The following is a 14,237-nucleotide window of genomic DNA, read 5'->3' as shown; positions in this document are numbered from 1 at the left end:
GTAGAAGGATTCGGCATGTCGAAGACTCTGTCTGAGAAAATCTTGAACCGATTGGGTGACAAACCGGCACAACTTGCATTTAACTTATCGAATACACCGTTGATCCGCCGTCGACTGGGGCAACGCTATATCCAGGCTCTTGACCGGCATCGGCCATCGCTGCCTCTGCTGGACGGCTTGGACCGCGAAATCGTGGCCGGCCTCGAACGCGACGGGGTCTATGTCACCTCGCTGGAGGCGTTGGGGCTGCCAGGCTCTGTGCGGATGCTTCGTGCGGCCCAAAAGGTCGCGCAGGAATGCACCGAAAGCGCCCGGCGCGATGCGAGCGCGGGGCGTGAATTCATCTGCGCGCCGGCTTCGGCAACGGTGGACAATCCGGAGATATTCCACTGGGGCCTTAACGAACGCCTGCTCGACATTGCCGAGGCCTATATCGGCCTGCCGGCTGCATATGACGGCATGACGCTGATCTACACGGTGGCGGACGGCAACGAACTCGGCACGCGCAAGTGGCATCGCGACCGCGAGGATCGCAAGATGATCAAGATCGCCGTCTACTGCAATGACGTGACCGATCGAGGGGGGCCGTTCGAACTGATCAGCCGCGTGGATAAATCGCAGGGGGTAGACGATCTCTATTGCTTCGAATTCGGTACCGATGACGTGCTGCAAAAACGTCTTGGCACCGAATATTCGCGTGACATCGTAAGCTGCACCGGCCCCGCCGGAACAGTGGTATTCGCCGATACCGCCCGGTTTTTTCATCGCGGCGCACCGGCTTACGACAAGGACCGCGCAGCGTTGTTTTACGGCTATTTCGCCGACCATACGCGGCATCCCTATTTCTGCGAACGATCAGGTCTGAAGCGGCGCGAGATTGCCGATCTGGCCCAAGGCCTGTCGCCGCGTCAGCGGGCAAGCGCACTTTGGTACCAGCGATTGCCGGCCTTGCTGCGGCTGATTCCGCCGGCCCCGGTTTGAAGCGCCCGCCTCCTTTATGGGCATGGAAGCGCAGCTGCAGGCCCTAAAGAACTGGATGATTGCCAGATGTCGAACATTCAAAGCGTGGCCATCAATCGCGATCTCTCGCCGGATGCGGCTGTCGGCATCGTGGTGATCGGGCGCAATGAAGGCGAGAGATTGCGCCCTTCCCTGCAGTCGGCAACACGAGACAGCGATCGCGTCGTCTACGTCGATTCCGGCTCGAAGGACGGCAGCGCCGATCTGGCACGCAGTTTCGGCATCGAAGTGATTGAACTCGATTCCACTTTGCCCTTCACCGCCGCACGGGGCCGCAATGCAGGGTTTGAGCGCATAATGGCGCTTTGGCCGGATACGCAGTTCGTACAGTTCATCGATGGCGACTGCGAAATCTCCTCCGGATGGATAGCGGCCGCATTGGCGGAAATCAAAGACGCCCCTGGTACGGCCATCGTCTTCGGCAGGCGGCGCGAACGCTATCCTGACAAGACCCACTTCAACTACGTCTGCGATATCGAGTGGGACGGTGTCGCGGGGCCCGCCGAAAAATGCGGCGGAGATGCGCTGATACGGGTCGACGCCATGCGGGCGATCGGCGGTTATGACCCAGGCCTGATCGCCGCCGAGGACGACGATCTGTGCCACCGGATCCGACGTCGGCAATGGCAGATCATCCGCCTGGCCGACGAGATGACCCTGCATGACGTGGCCATGACCTCATGGTGGCAATGGTGGCAGAGAAACCGAAGGAGCGGCCACGCGGGCGCAGAGGCGTGGTACCGCCGCGGCAGGGAAGACCCGAAGCTCATCAAGCACGTACTGAGCAACCTTGCATGGGGATTGCCGCCGTTCTGGCTCCTTTGGCCGGTGCTTTGGTGGCGGGTCTATCGTCGCTCAGACGCTATCTATGCGACGCATATCGTATTGGGCAAAGTGCCCCATTGCGCCGGGCAGCTCGACTTTTGGTGGAGCATTCTCTCCGCGCGCAAGAAAGTGCTGATCGAATATAAATAGCCACGACACTAGCCGCGATTCGCCCGGCGATGAGTAACCTGCTCAACGGCAAGGTCGTCCATGGCATAAACCCGCGACACGCTTGGATTTATGAGACTGAATCGTGATGTGGTGGGATGGTCCCTTGGCGGAGAGGGTGGGATTCGAACCCACGGTACGGTTTCCCGTACACTGCATTTCGAGTGCAGCGCATTCGACCACTCTGCCACCTCTCCGCTAGAGATGCGATAGCGATGGAAGGTCTCCATCGGGTCGGGAAGCGCGCCTCTAGCTGGCGCAATCGCACTTGCCAAGCCCTCTTTTTGCAAAATGTGGGGAACAATCCACAGGCCAGCTTGTGAGCCCCCGGCCCCAATCCTATATTGACCACATGAACAGGGCGTCGTTCTTCTCACCCCAGGCCGGTCGCGTCATCGATGCACCCCGCCAGACCCGGGCTCGTTTCGCTATCGGCGATGTGGTCCGGCACCGTAATCATGACTTTCGCGGCGTCGTCTTCGATATCGATCCCGTCTTCGCCAATAGCGAGGAATGGTACGAATCGATTCCCGTCGACGTCCGCCCCAAACGGGATCAGCCTTATTACCACCTCCTCGCCGAGAATGAGGATTCCAGCTACGTCGCTTACGTCAGCCAGCAGAACCTGATGGAAGACGCAGACGGCGGCCCGGTGGAACACCCCTCCGTGCCCCAGCTGTTCGAAGCGTTTCACGACGGGCACTACCAACTGCGGCGCGGCCTCGCGCATTAAGCGCCCCTTCCTGGGGACAACAAAAAAGCCGGCGGGGTTTGACCCACGCCGGCTTTCTTATGTCGTCCGTCAGGGAAATCAGCCGTTCGGGAAATCAGCCCTTCAGCTTCCAGCCCGAGCGCAGCACCAGATAGACCACCAGCGCGAAAGCCGCGTTCAGCACGCCCAGCCCAATCGCGCTGTGCAGCACGGCCAGGTTGGAATTGCCGATGTCGCTCTGGCCCAGGAAGCCGAAGCGGAAGCCGGAGATCACGTAGAAGAACGGGTTGAACCGGCTGACCGTCTGGAAAGCGGGCGCCAGATTGTCGATCACGTAGAACGTGCCCGACAGCAGCGAGAGGGGCGCAATCACGAAGTTGGTGACGGCGGCGTTGTGGTCGAACTTCTCCGCCCAGATCGACGAAAGCAGGCCCAGCAGCGAGAGAAACACCGATCCGTTCAGGCCGAACCACACCACTGCCCAGGGATGGCGCACGGTCAGGTCCACGCCAGGCCACAGCAGCATCGCGGCGGAAAGGGCCAGGCCCACCAGCAGCGCGCGGGTGACGGCAGCGCCGGTCATCGCCAGCATCAGTTCGCCCTCGCTCAGCGGCGGCATCAGATAGTCGATGATGGTGCCCTGGATCTTGCCGGCCAGGAACGAGAAGCTGGAATTGGCGAAGGCGTTCTGCATCATCCCCATGACGATGAGGCCCGGCGCCACGAAGGTGGCGAAGTTCACGCCCAGCACTTCGCGCCCGCCGCGGCCCAGCGCCACGGTAAAGATCACCAGAAACAGCATCGTGGTGATCGCCGGGGCCCAGATCGTCTGGGTCTGGACCTTGAAGAAGCGCTTCACCTCCTTCATATAAAGGGTCTTGAGCCCCAGCCAGTTCACCTGGTGGATCAGGGGTTCTCCCTTTGCCGGGAAGTGGCGGGGCTGCACGATCCCCTCGGGGGACTGCAGAGCGGTCGAATTCGTTTGATCGGCCATGCCCCCGCGAGTATCGGCTGCGGCTTTCCAAGGCAAGCCGTGCAACGGAATTTCGGGGCGATTCTCTATCGAATCGCTCCCTGCAAGAAGATGGAACTGGAATGAGCTGGACGGACGAGCGGATCGAGAAGCTGACCAAGATGTGGGAGGGCGGAGCCACCGCCAGCCAGATCGCGGACGAGCTTGGCGGCGTCAGCCGCAACGCGGTGATCGGCAAGGCCCATCGCCTCGGCCTGAAGGCCCGCCCCTCCCCCGTGAAGGCGAACGAGAAGCCGGCACGCCCCGCGCCTGCGCCGAAGAAGGCCAAGCCGGCGGAGGAGCCGGCACCGGCACCCGCACCGCGCGCAGAGGCTCCGGCCCCGCGCGCCGCTGCGCCGACGCCGCCCGTTGCCCCCGCACCGCGCGCGCCTGAGCCCGCCGCGCAGCCCTTCGCGGCCGATGACGAAGCGCCCGTGGTGCCCAAGGGCCCGCGCGTGGTCTCGGTCGGCCCCGGCGGCTTCCTGCGTCAGGGTCCCGGCGATCAGCAGCAGCCGATCCCGCCTGCCCCGCCGCGCCGTCTGGTGCCGGCCAAGCCGAGCGCCGAGATCGCCGACAAGACCAGCCTGCTAGACCTGAACGATCGCGTTTGCCGCTGGCCGATGGGCCACCCGGGTGAGCCGGACTTCCACTTCTGCGGCGACAAGGTGAACCCCGGTTTCCCGTACTGCGTCGAACACTGCGGCCGCGCCTATCAGGCCCAGCTGCCGCGCGGCGCGCGCCGTCCCCCTCCGCCGCTGCCCTTCGGCGGACCGCGGGTTCGCTGATCCGATGACGATCGCGGCACGACAAGGCGTTCAGCGTAACTGGCGCTTTGCCGTGCCGTTGCTTTCCGGGGCGGCTCTCGCCCTCGCGGCGCTTCCGGCCTCGGCGCAGCAGGTTCCTGCCACGCCCCCCGCTGCCACACCGGCCGCTCCGGCCCCGGCGGCGACCCCGGTCGAATATGTCTATGTGGCGATGACGACCTCAGAAGGCACGATCGTCTTCGCGCTCGACAAGACGCACGCGCCGCTGACCACCGCCAATTTCCTGAAGTACGTGGACGCGAAGAAGTTCGACGGCACCACGTTCTACCGCGCCATGCATCTGGACTGGGGCGATGAGCCCAGCGGCCTGCTGCAAGGCGGCCTGCAGGGCATCAAGGTGCTGCCGCCCGTCGCGCATGAGCCCACCAGCCAGACCGGCCTGCATCACACCTCCGGCACGATCTCCATGGCGCGCTATGCGCCGGGCACCGCCACGGCGGACTTCACGATCATGATCGGCGATGTGAAGTCGCTCGATGCCAATCCCGCCTCCGACAATCCGGAGTTCAAGGCCGGCTTTGCCGCCTTCGGCCATGTCGTTTCGGGCATGGACGTGGTGCGCAAGATCTGGGACGCGCCGCGATCCGCCACCAAGGGCGAAGGCGTGATGCGCGGGCAGATGCTGGAACCGCCGGTGAAGATTCTCACCGCGCGGCGCACCACTGCGCCCGCCCCTGACACCGCGCAATAATACCCGCCATCACAACGGAAACGGTACGGCGCAGTCCGATTTGCGCCGCCTGAAAATGCGCGTGCGATACAGGCCCGCAACCGGGATTCACACCCATCAGGGCAGCTAACCCAGCCAACGCCAATATGCGCGATGGTTAACATCAGTATTCGCAAATCGGCCGATATCGGCTTCACAATTATGATTTTGTAATCGGTTTGCGCCAGTTACGACAGTTACCGTTTCTTAGCGAATCCTACCTAGGTTCTTTCTAAATCGAACCTGGGTGAACAACGGTGCAGCACGAAAGTATCCTGTCGCCAAACGGAACGGTCACTTTCGCCCGTCGCATTGCCGTGCATGTGATCCAGGCGATCTGCACGGTCTGCGCGCTGGCCGCGATGTTCGCGGAAGGTACCACGGCCCGCTCGCTGGCAACCGTGGCCGCCGCCTGCGCGCTGTTCACGCTGTTCGTCGGCGTGCTGTTCGGCCGTCGTGCGGTTGCCGAACTGGGCGACCATATCCGCCTGATCGACGAAGCGCGCGATGCCCGCAGCCAGGTCGAAGAACTCTTCGCGATGACCGACATGCTGCAGGCGGCCGAGGATCACGACGATGCCGGCGCCGTGCTCATGGCCACTGCCCAGCGCCTGCTGCCGGACTTCGGCGGCGCGCTCTACGTCTTCAACAATTCGCGCGATCGGCTGGACCTTGCCAAGTCCTGGAGCCGCTCGCCCGCGTTCGAACCGGCGGGCACGCTGCTGCCGGGCAATTGCTGGGCCCTGAAGCGCGGCAAGCCGCACACCAACGATCCGGAGAGTGGCGGCCTGTGCTGCATGCACCAGATCGGCGAAGGCTCCACGATCGAAGTGCCAATGATGGCGCGCGGACAGGTGTTCGGCCTGTTGCTGCTGGCAAGCGATGTCGACGCGGCCCCGGTACAACTGACCGACATTCGCCGCACCGCACAGGCGCTGGCCGATTCGATGTCACTGGCGCTTTCCAACATCGCCCTGCGCGAGAAGCTGCGTACCCAGTCGCTGCGCGATCCGCTGACCGGGCTCTACAACCGTCGCTACATGGAAGATGCGCTGGAGCGCTACATCAGCCTGGCCGAACGTACCGGCACCGCGACATCGGTGCTGATGGTGGATCTCGACAACTTCAAGCGCATCAACGACGAATTCGGCCATGCCAAAGGCGACGCCGTGCTGCGCGATGTGGCCGCGCAACTGGTCGGCACTCTGCGCCCCTCCGACGTCGTCGCCCGCTACGGCGGTGAGGAACTGGTGGTCATCATGCCCAAGTGCGGGCTCGACAACGCCGCCGCCAAGGCGGAAATCCTGCGCAAGCGGATCGAGAGCCTGTCCGAAGCCCACGGCGCCCCGATCAGCGCCTCGTTCGGCGTGGCCACCGTGCCCGAAACCGCAACCAATGCCGCCGACGTCGTCCCCGGCGCGGACAGCGCCCTCTATGCCGCCAAGCAGAGCGGCAAGAATCGCGTGATCCTGAGCGAACGCCGGTCCAAGCGCGATGACAAGCAGGCGCCGAGGCTGGCGGTTACGGGCTGAGTTTTGCAAGGGCGCGGCCGTGCTTGGCCAAGCCTCATCCTTCCGCACTGCCCTTACCCCCTCCCTACGCCGCAATGGCGAAGAGAGGCGCAAGATGGCGTTCCGAACGCCCATTCATCTCGGAATGAACATCACCCACCCAACAACAAACAACCCCGTCGCCCCCGCGAAGGCGGGGGCCCCGCTTCCTTCGCGCTGCATCTCAAGAAAAGCGGGGTCCCCGCCTTCGCGGGGACGACGAGGTTTGATGGTGGGACGATAGAGTGGGAAACTGAGCCTTCGCTGGCCCACACACACGAAACCACGACCGACTTTTGCGGGTCATTCCTGGTGAGTGACGATCGCCTTGCCCCTCCCGCCCAAATAAAAAGGGGCCGCATCGCTGCGGCCCCTTCTCATTTCTGCTCATGCGGGCGCTGAAGGATCAGTCTTCCTTCAGGCCACTGATCGCCATGCGATCAGTCTTCCTTCAGGAACGCCGGCATGTGGTCGGGGTCGCCGCCGCCGTTGCCGCCGTCGCGCGGACCACGGGGGCCGCGATCGCCACGGGGACCTCGGTCGTTGCCGCCACGGCCGCCGTCACGACGCGGACCACGACGGTCACCGCCGCGGTCGCCACCACGGTCACCGCGCGGTTCACGCGGTTCGCGGGCGGGACGGGTGTCTTCCAGCTCGGCGCCGGTTTCCTGGTCGACGACGCGCATCGACAGGCGAACCTTGCCGCGCGGATCGATCTCGAGGACCTTGACCTTAACTTCCTGGCCTTCCTTGACGACATCGGTCGGCTTTTCGACGCGCTCGTTCTTCATTTCGGAGACGTGGACGAGGCCGTCCTTGCCACCCATGAAGTTCACGAAGGCACCGAAGTCGACGATGTTGACGACCTTGCCGTTGTAGATCTTGCCGACTTCCGCTTCCTCGACGATGCCGAGGATCCACTTCTTGGCGGCTTCGATCTGGGCCACGTCGGACGACGAGATCTTGATCACGCCTTCATCGTCGATGTCGACCTTGGCGCCGGTTTCGGCGACGATCTCACGGATCACCTTGCCGCCGGTGCCGATGACGTCACGGATCTTCGACTTGTCGATCTGGATCGTCTCGATGCGCGGTGCGTGGGCCGAAAGTTCGGTGCGAGCCGAACCCAGGGCCTTGTTCATCTCACCCAGGATGTGCGCGCGGCCGGCCTTCGCCTGCTCCAGCGCCTTGCCCATGATTTCCTTGGTGATGCCGGCGATCTTGATGTCCATCTGCATCGTGGTGATGCCGAGTTCGGTGCCAGCCACCTTGAAGTCCATGTCGCCGAGGTGATCCTCGTCGCCCAGGATGTCCGAGAGGACGGCGAACTCGTCGCCTTCCAGGATCAGGCCCATGGCGATGCCCGAAACCGGACGGGCCAGCGGCACGCCGGCGTCCATCATCGAAAGGCAGCCGCCGCAGATCGTCGCCATCGAGGACGAGCCGTTGGACTCGGTGATGTCCGACAGGATGCGGATGGTGTAGGGGAAGTCTTCCTTGGCGGGCAGCACCGGGTGCAACGCGCGCCATGCCAGCTTGCCGTGGCCGATCTCGCGACGGCCCGGAGCGCCGAAGCGGCCCACTTCGCCGACCGAGTAGGGCGGGAAGTTGTAGTGCAGCATGAACGACGAGTACGACAGGCCTTCCAGGCCGTCGATCATCTGCTCGGCGTCCTTGGTGCCCAGCGTGGTGGTGCAGATCGCCTGCGTTTCACCGCGGGTGAACAGTGCCGAACCGTGGGTGCGCGGCAGGAAGCCGACCATCGATTCGATCGGACGAACCTGATCGAGCTTGCGGCCGTCGATGCGCTTGCCGTCCTTCAGGATGGCGCCGCGCACGATTTCCGCTTCCAGCTTCTTCATGGTCTTGATGGCGACCATCTGCAGCTGCGGGGTCTCGCCGGCGAAAGCTTCCTTGGCCTTGGCGCGGGCAGCGTTCAGCGCGTTCGAGCGGGCCGACTTGTCGGTCAGCTTGTAGGCAGCGGTAACGTCCTTGCCGACGGCCTTCTTGAGCTTCGCCTTGATGTCGGCCGTGTTGTCCGACAGGTCGATTTCCCAAGGTTCCTTGGCAGCCTGCTCGGCCAGGTCGATCACGAGGTTCACGACCTTGCGGCATTCGTCATGCGCGAACATGACGGCGCCCAGCATCTCTTCCTCGGTCAGCTCCTTGGCTTCCGATTCCACCATCATCACGGCATCGCCGGTGGCGGCGACGACGAGGTCGAGGCGGCCATCGGCCAGCGCAGCGGTCTGCTTCGGGTTCAGCGTGTATTCGCCATCGACGAAGCCGACGCGGCAAGCGCCGATCGGGCCCATGAACGGCACGCCCGAGATGGTGAGCGCGGCCGAAGCGGCGATCATCGCAACGATGTCGGCCTCGGTCTCGCCGTCAAAGCTCAGAACCTGGGCGATGACGTTGATTTCGTTGTAGAAACCTTCGGGGAACAGCGGACGGACCGGACGGTCGATCAGGCGGCTGGTCAGCGTTTCCTTTTCGGTGGCGCCGCGTTCACGCTTGAAGAAGCCACCCGGAATGCGGCCGGCGGCCGAAAACTTTTCCTGGTAGTGCACGGTCAGCGGGAAGAAGTCCTGGCCTTCCTTCACCGACTTGGCGGCGGTAACCGCGCAGAGCACGACCGTTTCGCCGTAGGTGGCGAGGACCGCGCCGTCAGCCTGACGGGCCACGCGGCCGGTTTCGAGAGTGAGCGTCTTGCCGCCCCACTCCATGCTTACGGTTTTGACGTCGAACATAAGAGGTTTTCCTCAGCCCACCGGCCCTATTGCGCGGCGGGGTTTACTGCCGGGTATGCCGTCCCGGTCCGGTGTGGAGCCGCTTTTGTGGCCCCCGGGCCCTCCGCCGGATTGCGGACGAACCCTTACTTTTTGTTTTGCCGCGTTTTCCGAGTCATCAGGTGATCCACCCGATTGGAAAACGCTCCTCATGCAAGAAGCGGCCCGCTAGGGGCCGCCTCCCGTTAGTTCTTACTTACGCAGACCCAGCTTCTGGATCAGTGCGTTGTACCGCGCGACGTCCTTCTTCTTAAGGTAGTCGAGCAGCGAGCGGCGCTTGTTGACCATGGCCAGCAGACCGCGACGCGAGTGGTTGTCCTTGTGGTGAGCCTTGAAGTGCTCGGTCAGGTTGCGGATGCGCTCGGTGAGGATCGCGACCTGAACTTCCGGGCTGCCCGTGTCGCCAGCGACGCGTGCGTTGTCCGAAATGATGTCCTGCTTCTTTTCAGCGGTAACCGACATGTACTTTACTCCGCGACATCCGATAGGTTGAACCCCCTGACGACGCGGGCTTCTCCGCCCGAAAGCTCGATAAGCGCGACGGGAATGGTTCCCTCCCGCGCCCAGTAGAGCCCGTCTTCATGGGGCAGTTCGGTCAGAACGCGGCCCTGGCGGACCGCTCTTGCCTGCTCCGAACCGAGGTCGATGGCCGGGATGTCGTCCAGCCCCACCTCCAGTGGCAAGAGTATCTGTTCAAGGCTCGCGCCCTTGCCGATTTCGTTCAATTTGTCCAGCGAAATCGCGTGAGACAGGCCGAACGGACCGGCCTGGATACGGCGCAGCATGGTCACTGTTCCGCAGGTTCCAAGGGCTTGCGCGATGTCCCGTGCGAGGGAACGGATGTAGGTGCCCTTGGAGACATGGGCTTGGAGGGTCACTTCCGCCAGGTCCTCCCCGGCACGGGGAGGGGAACCGCCCGCAGGGTGGTGGAGGGGAGTCGCGTCCTCCTCCAATGTCGCCTCTGGCCGCGCGTCCCCTCCACCACCTCCGGTGGTCCCCCTCCCCGTCCCGGGGAGGACCTGCAGTTCGAAGATCGTCACGTTGCGCGACTTCAGCTCCACGTCGTGCCCGGCGCGGGCAAGGTTGTAGGCCCGCTCGCCATCGACCTTCAGTGCCGAGTAGATCGGCGGCACTTGCGCGATCGGCCCGGTGAAGCGCGGCAACACCGCCTGCACCTGCTCCAGCGTCGGCCGCACGTCGCTGGTGGCGATCACCTTGCCCTCAAGGTCGAGCGTGTCGGTCTCCTCGCCGAAGCGCACGGTGAAGAGGTAGCTCTTGCTGGCATCGAGCATCCGCCCGGTCAGCTTGGTCGCCTCCCCCAGCGCCACCGGAAGGATGCCGGTGGCCAGCGGATCGAGCGTGCCACCGTGGCCGACCTTGACCTTCTTGCCATAACCCGCCTCACGCAAGTTGCGCTTCACGGCGGCAACCGCCTGCGTGGAGCCGAGGCCAAGGGGCTTGTCGAGAATGATCCAGCCATGGGGCGCCGGGCGGGTTGCGGGAGCGGAGGTCATGCCCTCCCCCAAGTCGCGCCGGGCCGATTTGTCAACTTCGGGGGCTTCAAACGCTGGCGACGGCCTTGGCCAGCGCAAAGTAGTGTTCCGCCATCCACATGACCGGCGGCTGCACCAGCCTGCCCACCAGCCCCCATTGCGGGAAGAAATAGGGCACCACGCCCAGCAGGAAGATCAGCAGCAGCAATCCGTAAGGACGCATCCGGGCGTAGCCCGCAGCCAATCCGCGCGGCAGCAGCCCTTCGACAATGTGGGAACCATCGAAGGGCGGGATGGGCAGCAGGTTGAACAGCGCCAGAAACACGTTGATCATGATGAAATTGTTGAGGTTGTTCGCCACGAACAGCAGCGTCTGGCTCTCCGCGGATCCGCTGAAGCGCACCAGCAGACCCAGCAGCACCGCACCGATGGCCGCCAGGACCAGATTGCTGCCGGGGCCAGCTGCCGCCACCACCATCATCCCGCTGCGCGGATCGCGCAGGCGCCAGCGGTTGACCGGCACCGGCTTGGCCCAACCGAAGATCGGCGCGCCGGCCAGCGCCAGCGATCCCGGCAGGATCAGCGTCCCGACCGGATCGACATGGCGCAGCGGATTGAGCGAAAGCCGCCGCTGCTCCTGCGCCGTGGGGTCGCCCAGTGCAAGGGCCGTCCAGCCATGCGCCACTTCGTGAAAGACGATGGCCAGGATCAGAGGAATGATGAGCGCTGCGGCATCCAGCAGGGTCTGGTTCATTCCGCCGATCTAGGGTGCGGAACGGCTTACCGCAATGAGGCCCATCCAAATCCATGAGAACCGGCATCTGCGGTGCGGATCAGGCTTCTCAGACCGGATACCCCAAGTCCGCCAGCGGCAGATCGCGCAGGTCCATCAGCCGGCGATTGCTTTCCGGATAATGCTCGGCAATCCGCTCGCGCAGGCGCGGCGACAGGCGGGCGGGGCGTTCGTTGATCACCGGCATGCGCCCGGCCAGCCACTTGGCGCCATGCCGCAGCGCCTGCCCACCGGGCAGATCGACGATGTGATCCTTGTTCGCCACCGACTGGCGCGTGAACAGGTTGACCCCGCGCATCATCGCCAGCCCGGCCGTGCCCAGCGAGGTGTTCGCACGCGATCCTTCGGGCGGCAGGTCGTCGATCGACAGCCCGAGATCCTGCTGCATACGATCGATCAGGGCATCGCGATCGTGCAGCCACTCGTATGGATAGACGTGGACATGGCCGCGCCCGAACAGATCGTCGTAATGGGCGACGAGGCGGTCGTATTCGAAATGCTCGAATTCGAACACCGGCGCCTTCCACGGCCGCGTCAGCGCCCCGCGCACCATCCGCGCGGTCTCGAAATAGCGGTGCTGGCCCCAGGTGCCCCCGCCCGAAACGTACTGCGCGTAAGTGGCGCGACAGATCTCGAACTGGTTGCGGATGAAGATGACGATATGCGCATCGGGCAGCACCGCCTTGATGCGCCGCGCGACTTCGGGGGCAAGGAACCCGTGCAGCCCGCCGTTGTGGAGATAGCCGGAAAGATTCTCTTCGCTCAGCAGCACCGGACGGTTGCGCCCGCGCAGCGACAGCACTTCGCTCGCCTGCCGGGGGCAGAAATGCATGCCGGCGGGCTTGAGGAACGCGTCCTGCACCGTCTGCCGGGGCAGGTAATCGTGGCTGGTGGCGTTCGGGAACAGTTGTTGCTGCAGCCAGGTCGTGGCCGTCTTGTGGTATCCCAGATGAACTATCGCATTCTGCATTTCGACCCGTCTGCACCCGTTGTCGCACTGCCAACGAGGGGACGATGGAAAGGTTGCCTGCGAATTTCGCGCGGTTTGCGGTCAAATGACAGGCTGCAGCGAGGAAGCGCCCGGCGGACGGGTTGGTTGGATGATTCTCGAATTTCTGCCCCTGTGGTACCCACAACACCGGACGGAGGGCAGAATCTTAACCGGGCGGCATCAACAAGAACGACATGGCCAGCGAACCCTTGTCGGAACATTGTTCCTTGATGTCGAAACCCGGCGGGCCGCCCAAGCCCGCCACGCGACCGCCTGATTGCCCAAAGGACGCCGCCTACATCAAAACCGTTGGCGGCGGTTCATGGACCTTGCCCAGTAACGCCCCGTTCCCGATTGTCTTCGAGGGCGGAGACGGCGACGATAAGGTCACGGTGGTCGGACAGAGCAAAGGCGGGGTCATGGTGTTCGGCGGCAAGGGAAACGACAGCCTGCTCGTCGAAGACAGATGGGCTTGGCTAGCCCACGAACTGGGTCCGGCCGGCACCCTGTCTCTCGCGCTGGTCATTACGATATTGCTGGGCCTGATCACTCTGCGGGCCCTGAAATCATCCAAGTGAAACCGTCTTACGCACCTCAAGCGAAGTCCTAAAACCCCAGCGATTCCGAGAAATGCCGGCGGCACAGCGCGACGTAGCGGTCGTTGCCGCCAATCTCGGTCTGCTGCCCTTCGCGCACGCCGGCACCGGAGGCATCGACGCGCAAGTTCATCGTCGCCTTGCGGCCGCAGTGGCACACCGCCTTCAGCTCGATCAGCGCATCGGCAATCCCCAGCAGCACGGCGGAGCCCGGAAACAGCTCGCCCCGGAAATCGGTGCGCAGGCCATAGCAGACCACCGGAATGTCATGCCGGTCGGCGATCCGCGCGCATTGCCAGACCTGTTCGGGGGTAAGGAACTGCGCCTCGTCGATCAGCACGCAGGCGAGTGGCTCCACCGCATGGACGGCGTTCACCCGCGCGACAAGGTCAGTCTCCGGCGCGAACCGGTGCGCGGCGGCATGAAGGCCGATGCGGCTTTCGATCGCATGATCGTCCCCGCCCTCGCCACTGCTGCGGTCATCCAGCGCGGCGGTCCACAGCATCGTGCGCATGCCGCGTTCGTGATAGTTGAAGTTCGCCTGAAGCAAGGTTGCCGACTTTCCGGCGTTCATGCTGGCATAGTAAAAATAGAGTTTAGCCATCAAACTGGGGATAACATGCCCACTTGCCCTCCGCACGGGCATGAGTTGCATTTGTCCCCGCTTGAATGGAAGCGGCCAAGGTTCTCTAAGACTGTATGGAGACAACTCGAAGCTGACGGTGGCCGAGGCTGGGTTGCCCCATGCTGGAGGT

At 63.8% G+C, this 14,237-nt stretch carries 14 protein-coding genes and 1 tRNA gene; 7 read left to right on the top strand and 8 right to left on the bottom strand.

Annotated features, from left to right (window positions below):
- Positions 1-15: 15 nt before the first annotated feature.
- Both WBP06_RS01225 and WBP06_RS01220 read left to right on the top strand, forming a co-directional pair.
- Positions 16-981: a hypothetical protein gene (locus WBP06_RS01225; RefSeq protein WP_395331045.1), complete on the top strand. Its 966-nt coding sequence runs from the start codon at positions 16-18 to the stop codon at positions 979-981.
- Between the two features lie 66 nt (positions 982-1,047).
- Complete coding sequence (locus WBP06_RS01220; protein ID WP_395331043.1) at positions 1,048-1,995, top strand: glycosyltransferase family 2 protein; 948 nt, start codon at positions 1,048-1,050, stop codon at positions 1,993-1,995.
- Between the two features lie 125 nt (positions 1,996-2,120).
- Here WBP06_RS01220 and WBP06_RS01215 read toward each other — a convergent pair.
- A tRNA-Ser gene (locus WBP06_RS01215) sits at positions 2,121-2,210 on the bottom strand.
- A gap of 155 nt (positions 2,211-2,365) precedes the next feature.
- Between WBP06_RS01215 and hspQ the strand changes: the two genes are divergently transcribed.
- Entirely contained in the window at positions 2,366-2,746 is a 381-nt protein-coding gene (gene hspQ, locus WBP06_RS01210) for a heat shock protein HspQ (protein WP_395331041.1), read from the top strand.
- Positions 2,747-2,840: 94 nt separating this feature from the next.
- Here hspQ and WBP06_RS01205 read toward each other — a convergent pair whose 3' ends face one another.
- Complete coding sequence (locus tag WBP06_RS01205; RefSeq protein WP_395331039.1) at positions 2,841-3,719, bottom strand: ABC transporter permease; 879 nt, start codon at positions 3,717-3,719, stop codon at positions 2,841-2,843.
- Between the two features lie 101 nt (positions 3,720-3,820).
- Between WBP06_RS01205 and WBP06_RS01200 the strand changes: the two genes are divergently transcribed.
- From WBP06_RS01200 to WBP06_RS01190, 3 genes are all read left to right on the top strand, one after another.
- On the top strand, positions 3,821-4,522 hold the full coding sequence (locus WBP06_RS01200; protein ID WP_395331037.1) for a GcrA family cell cycle regulator: 702 nt from the start codon (positions 3,821-3,823) through the stop codon (positions 4,520-4,522).
- Positions 4,523-4,526: 4 nt separating this feature from the next.
- Entirely contained in the window at positions 4,527-5,252 is a 726-nt protein-coding gene (locus WBP06_RS01195) for a peptidylprolyl isomerase (protein ID WP_395331036.1), read from the top strand.
- Positions 5,253-5,527: 275 nt separating this feature from the next.
- A complete protein-coding gene (locus WBP06_RS01190) occupies positions 5,528-6,802 on the top strand; it encodes a diguanylate cyclase (RefSeq protein ID WP_395331034.1) in 1,275 nt (424 codons plus the stop codon).
- Between the two features lie 458 nt (positions 6,803-7,260).
- On the opposite strand, the gene pnp is transcribed toward WBP06_RS01190, so the two are convergent.
- From pnp to WBP06_RS01165, 5 genes are all read right to left on the bottom strand, one after another.
- Positions 7,261-9,570, bottom strand: coding sequence for a polyribonucleotide nucleotidyltransferase (gene pnp / locus WBP06_RS01185; RefSeq protein WP_395331032.1), 2,310 nt, complete (start codon positions 9,568-9,570; stop codon positions 7,261-7,263).
- 231 nt (positions 9,571-9,801) lie between these two features.
- Positions 9,802-10,071, bottom strand: a complete 270-nt coding sequence (gene rpsO, locus WBP06_RS01180; RefSeq protein ID WP_021232261.1) for a 30S ribosomal protein S15 — start codon at positions 10,069-10,071, stop codon at positions 9,802-9,804.
- A 5-nt stretch (positions 10,072-10,076) separates the two neighbouring features.
- Positions 10,077-11,123, bottom strand: coding sequence for a tRNA pseudouridine(55) synthase TruB (gene truB, locus WBP06_RS01175; protein ID WP_395331029.1), 1,047 nt, complete (start codon positions 11,121-11,123; stop codon positions 10,077-10,079).
- 46 nt (positions 11,124-11,169) lie between these two features.
- A complete protein-coding gene (locus tag WBP06_RS01170) occupies positions 11,170-11,856 on the bottom strand; it encodes a site-2 protease family protein (protein WP_395331027.1) in 687 nt (228 codons plus the stop codon).
- Positions 11,857-11,944: 88 nt separating this feature from the next.
- The gene (locus WBP06_RS01165; RefSeq protein ID WP_395331025.1) at positions 11,945-12,865 is read right to left on the bottom strand and encodes a hypothetical protein; all 921 of its coding nucleotides are present in this window, start codon (positions 12,863-12,865) and stop codon (positions 11,945-11,947) included.
- A 215-nt stretch (positions 12,866-13,080) separates the two neighbouring features.
- Between WBP06_RS01165 and WBP06_RS01160 the strand changes: the two genes are divergently transcribed.
- Positions 13,081-13,464: a hypothetical protein gene (locus WBP06_RS01160; RefSeq protein ID WP_395331023.1), complete on the top strand. Its 384-nt coding sequence runs from the start codon at positions 13,081-13,083 to the stop codon at positions 13,462-13,464.
- 28 nt (positions 13,465-13,492) lie between these two features.
- Here WBP06_RS01160 and WBP06_RS01155 read toward each other — a convergent pair whose 3' ends face one another.
- Positions 13,493-14,086, bottom strand: a complete 594-nt coding sequence (locus WBP06_RS01155; RefSeq protein WP_395331021.1) for a thymidine kinase — start codon at positions 14,084-14,086, stop codon at positions 13,493-13,495.
- Between the last annotated feature and the right edge of the window lie 151 nt (positions 14,087-14,237).

This window comes from Novosphingobium mississippiense (assembly GCF_044029535.1).
Classification (GTDB): domain Bacteria; phylum Pseudomonadota; class Alphaproteobacteria; order Sphingomonadales; family Sphingomonadaceae; genus Novosphingobium.
The sequence above is the reverse complement of the archived record's forward strand: the minus strand, read 5'-3'. Positions and strand labels throughout refer to the sequence as shown.

Coding starts and splice junctions, on each gene's coding strand:
- WBP06_RS01160 (WP_395331023.1), top strand. CDS start 13,081: ATGGCCAGCGAACCCTTGTCGGAACATTGTTCCTTGATGTCGAAACCC.
- WBP06_RS01225 (WP_395331045.1), top strand. CDS start 16: ATGTCGAAGACTCTGTCTGAGAAAATCTTGAACCGATTGGGTGACAAA.
- WBP06_RS01155 (WP_395331021.1), bottom strand. CDS start 14,086: ATGGCTAAACTCTATTTTTACTATGCCAGCATGAACGCCGGAAAGTCG.
- WBP06_RS01220 (WP_395331043.1), top strand. CDS start 1,048: ATGTCGAACATTCAAAGCGTGGCCATCAATCGCGATCTCTCGCCGGAT.
- pnp (WP_395331032.1), bottom strand. CDS start 9,570: ATGTTCGACGTCAAAACCGTAAGCATGGAGTGGGGCGGCAAGACGCTC.
- WBP06_RS01200 (WP_395331037.1), top strand. CDS start 3,821: ATGAGCTGGACGGACGAGCGGATCGAGAAGCTGACCAAGATGTGGGAG.
- WBP06_RS01170 (WP_395331027.1), bottom strand. CDS start 11,856: ATGAACCAGACCCTGCTGGATGCCGCAGCGCTCATCATTCCTCTGATC.
- WBP06_RS01165 (WP_395331025.1), bottom strand. CDS start 12,865: ATGCAGAATGCGATAGTTCATCTGGGATACCACAAGACGGCCACGACC.
- hspQ (WP_395331041.1), top strand. CDS start 2,366: ATGAACAGGGCGTCGTTCTTCTCACCCCAGGCCGGTCGCGTCATCGAT.
- truB (WP_395331029.1), bottom strand. CDS start 11,123: ATGACCTCCGCTCCCGCAACCCGCCCGGCGCCCCATGGCTGGATCATT.
- rpsO (WP_021232261.1), bottom strand. CDS start 10,071: ATGTCGGTTACCGCTGAAAAGAAGCAGGACATCATTTCGGACAACGCA.
- WBP06_RS01195 (WP_395331036.1), top strand. CDS start 4,527: ATGACGATCGCGGCACGACAAGGCGTTCAGCGTAACTGGCGCTTTGCC.
- WBP06_RS01205 (WP_395331039.1), bottom strand. CDS start 3,719: ATGGCCGATCAAACGAATTCGACCGCTCTGCAGTCCCCCGAGGGGATC.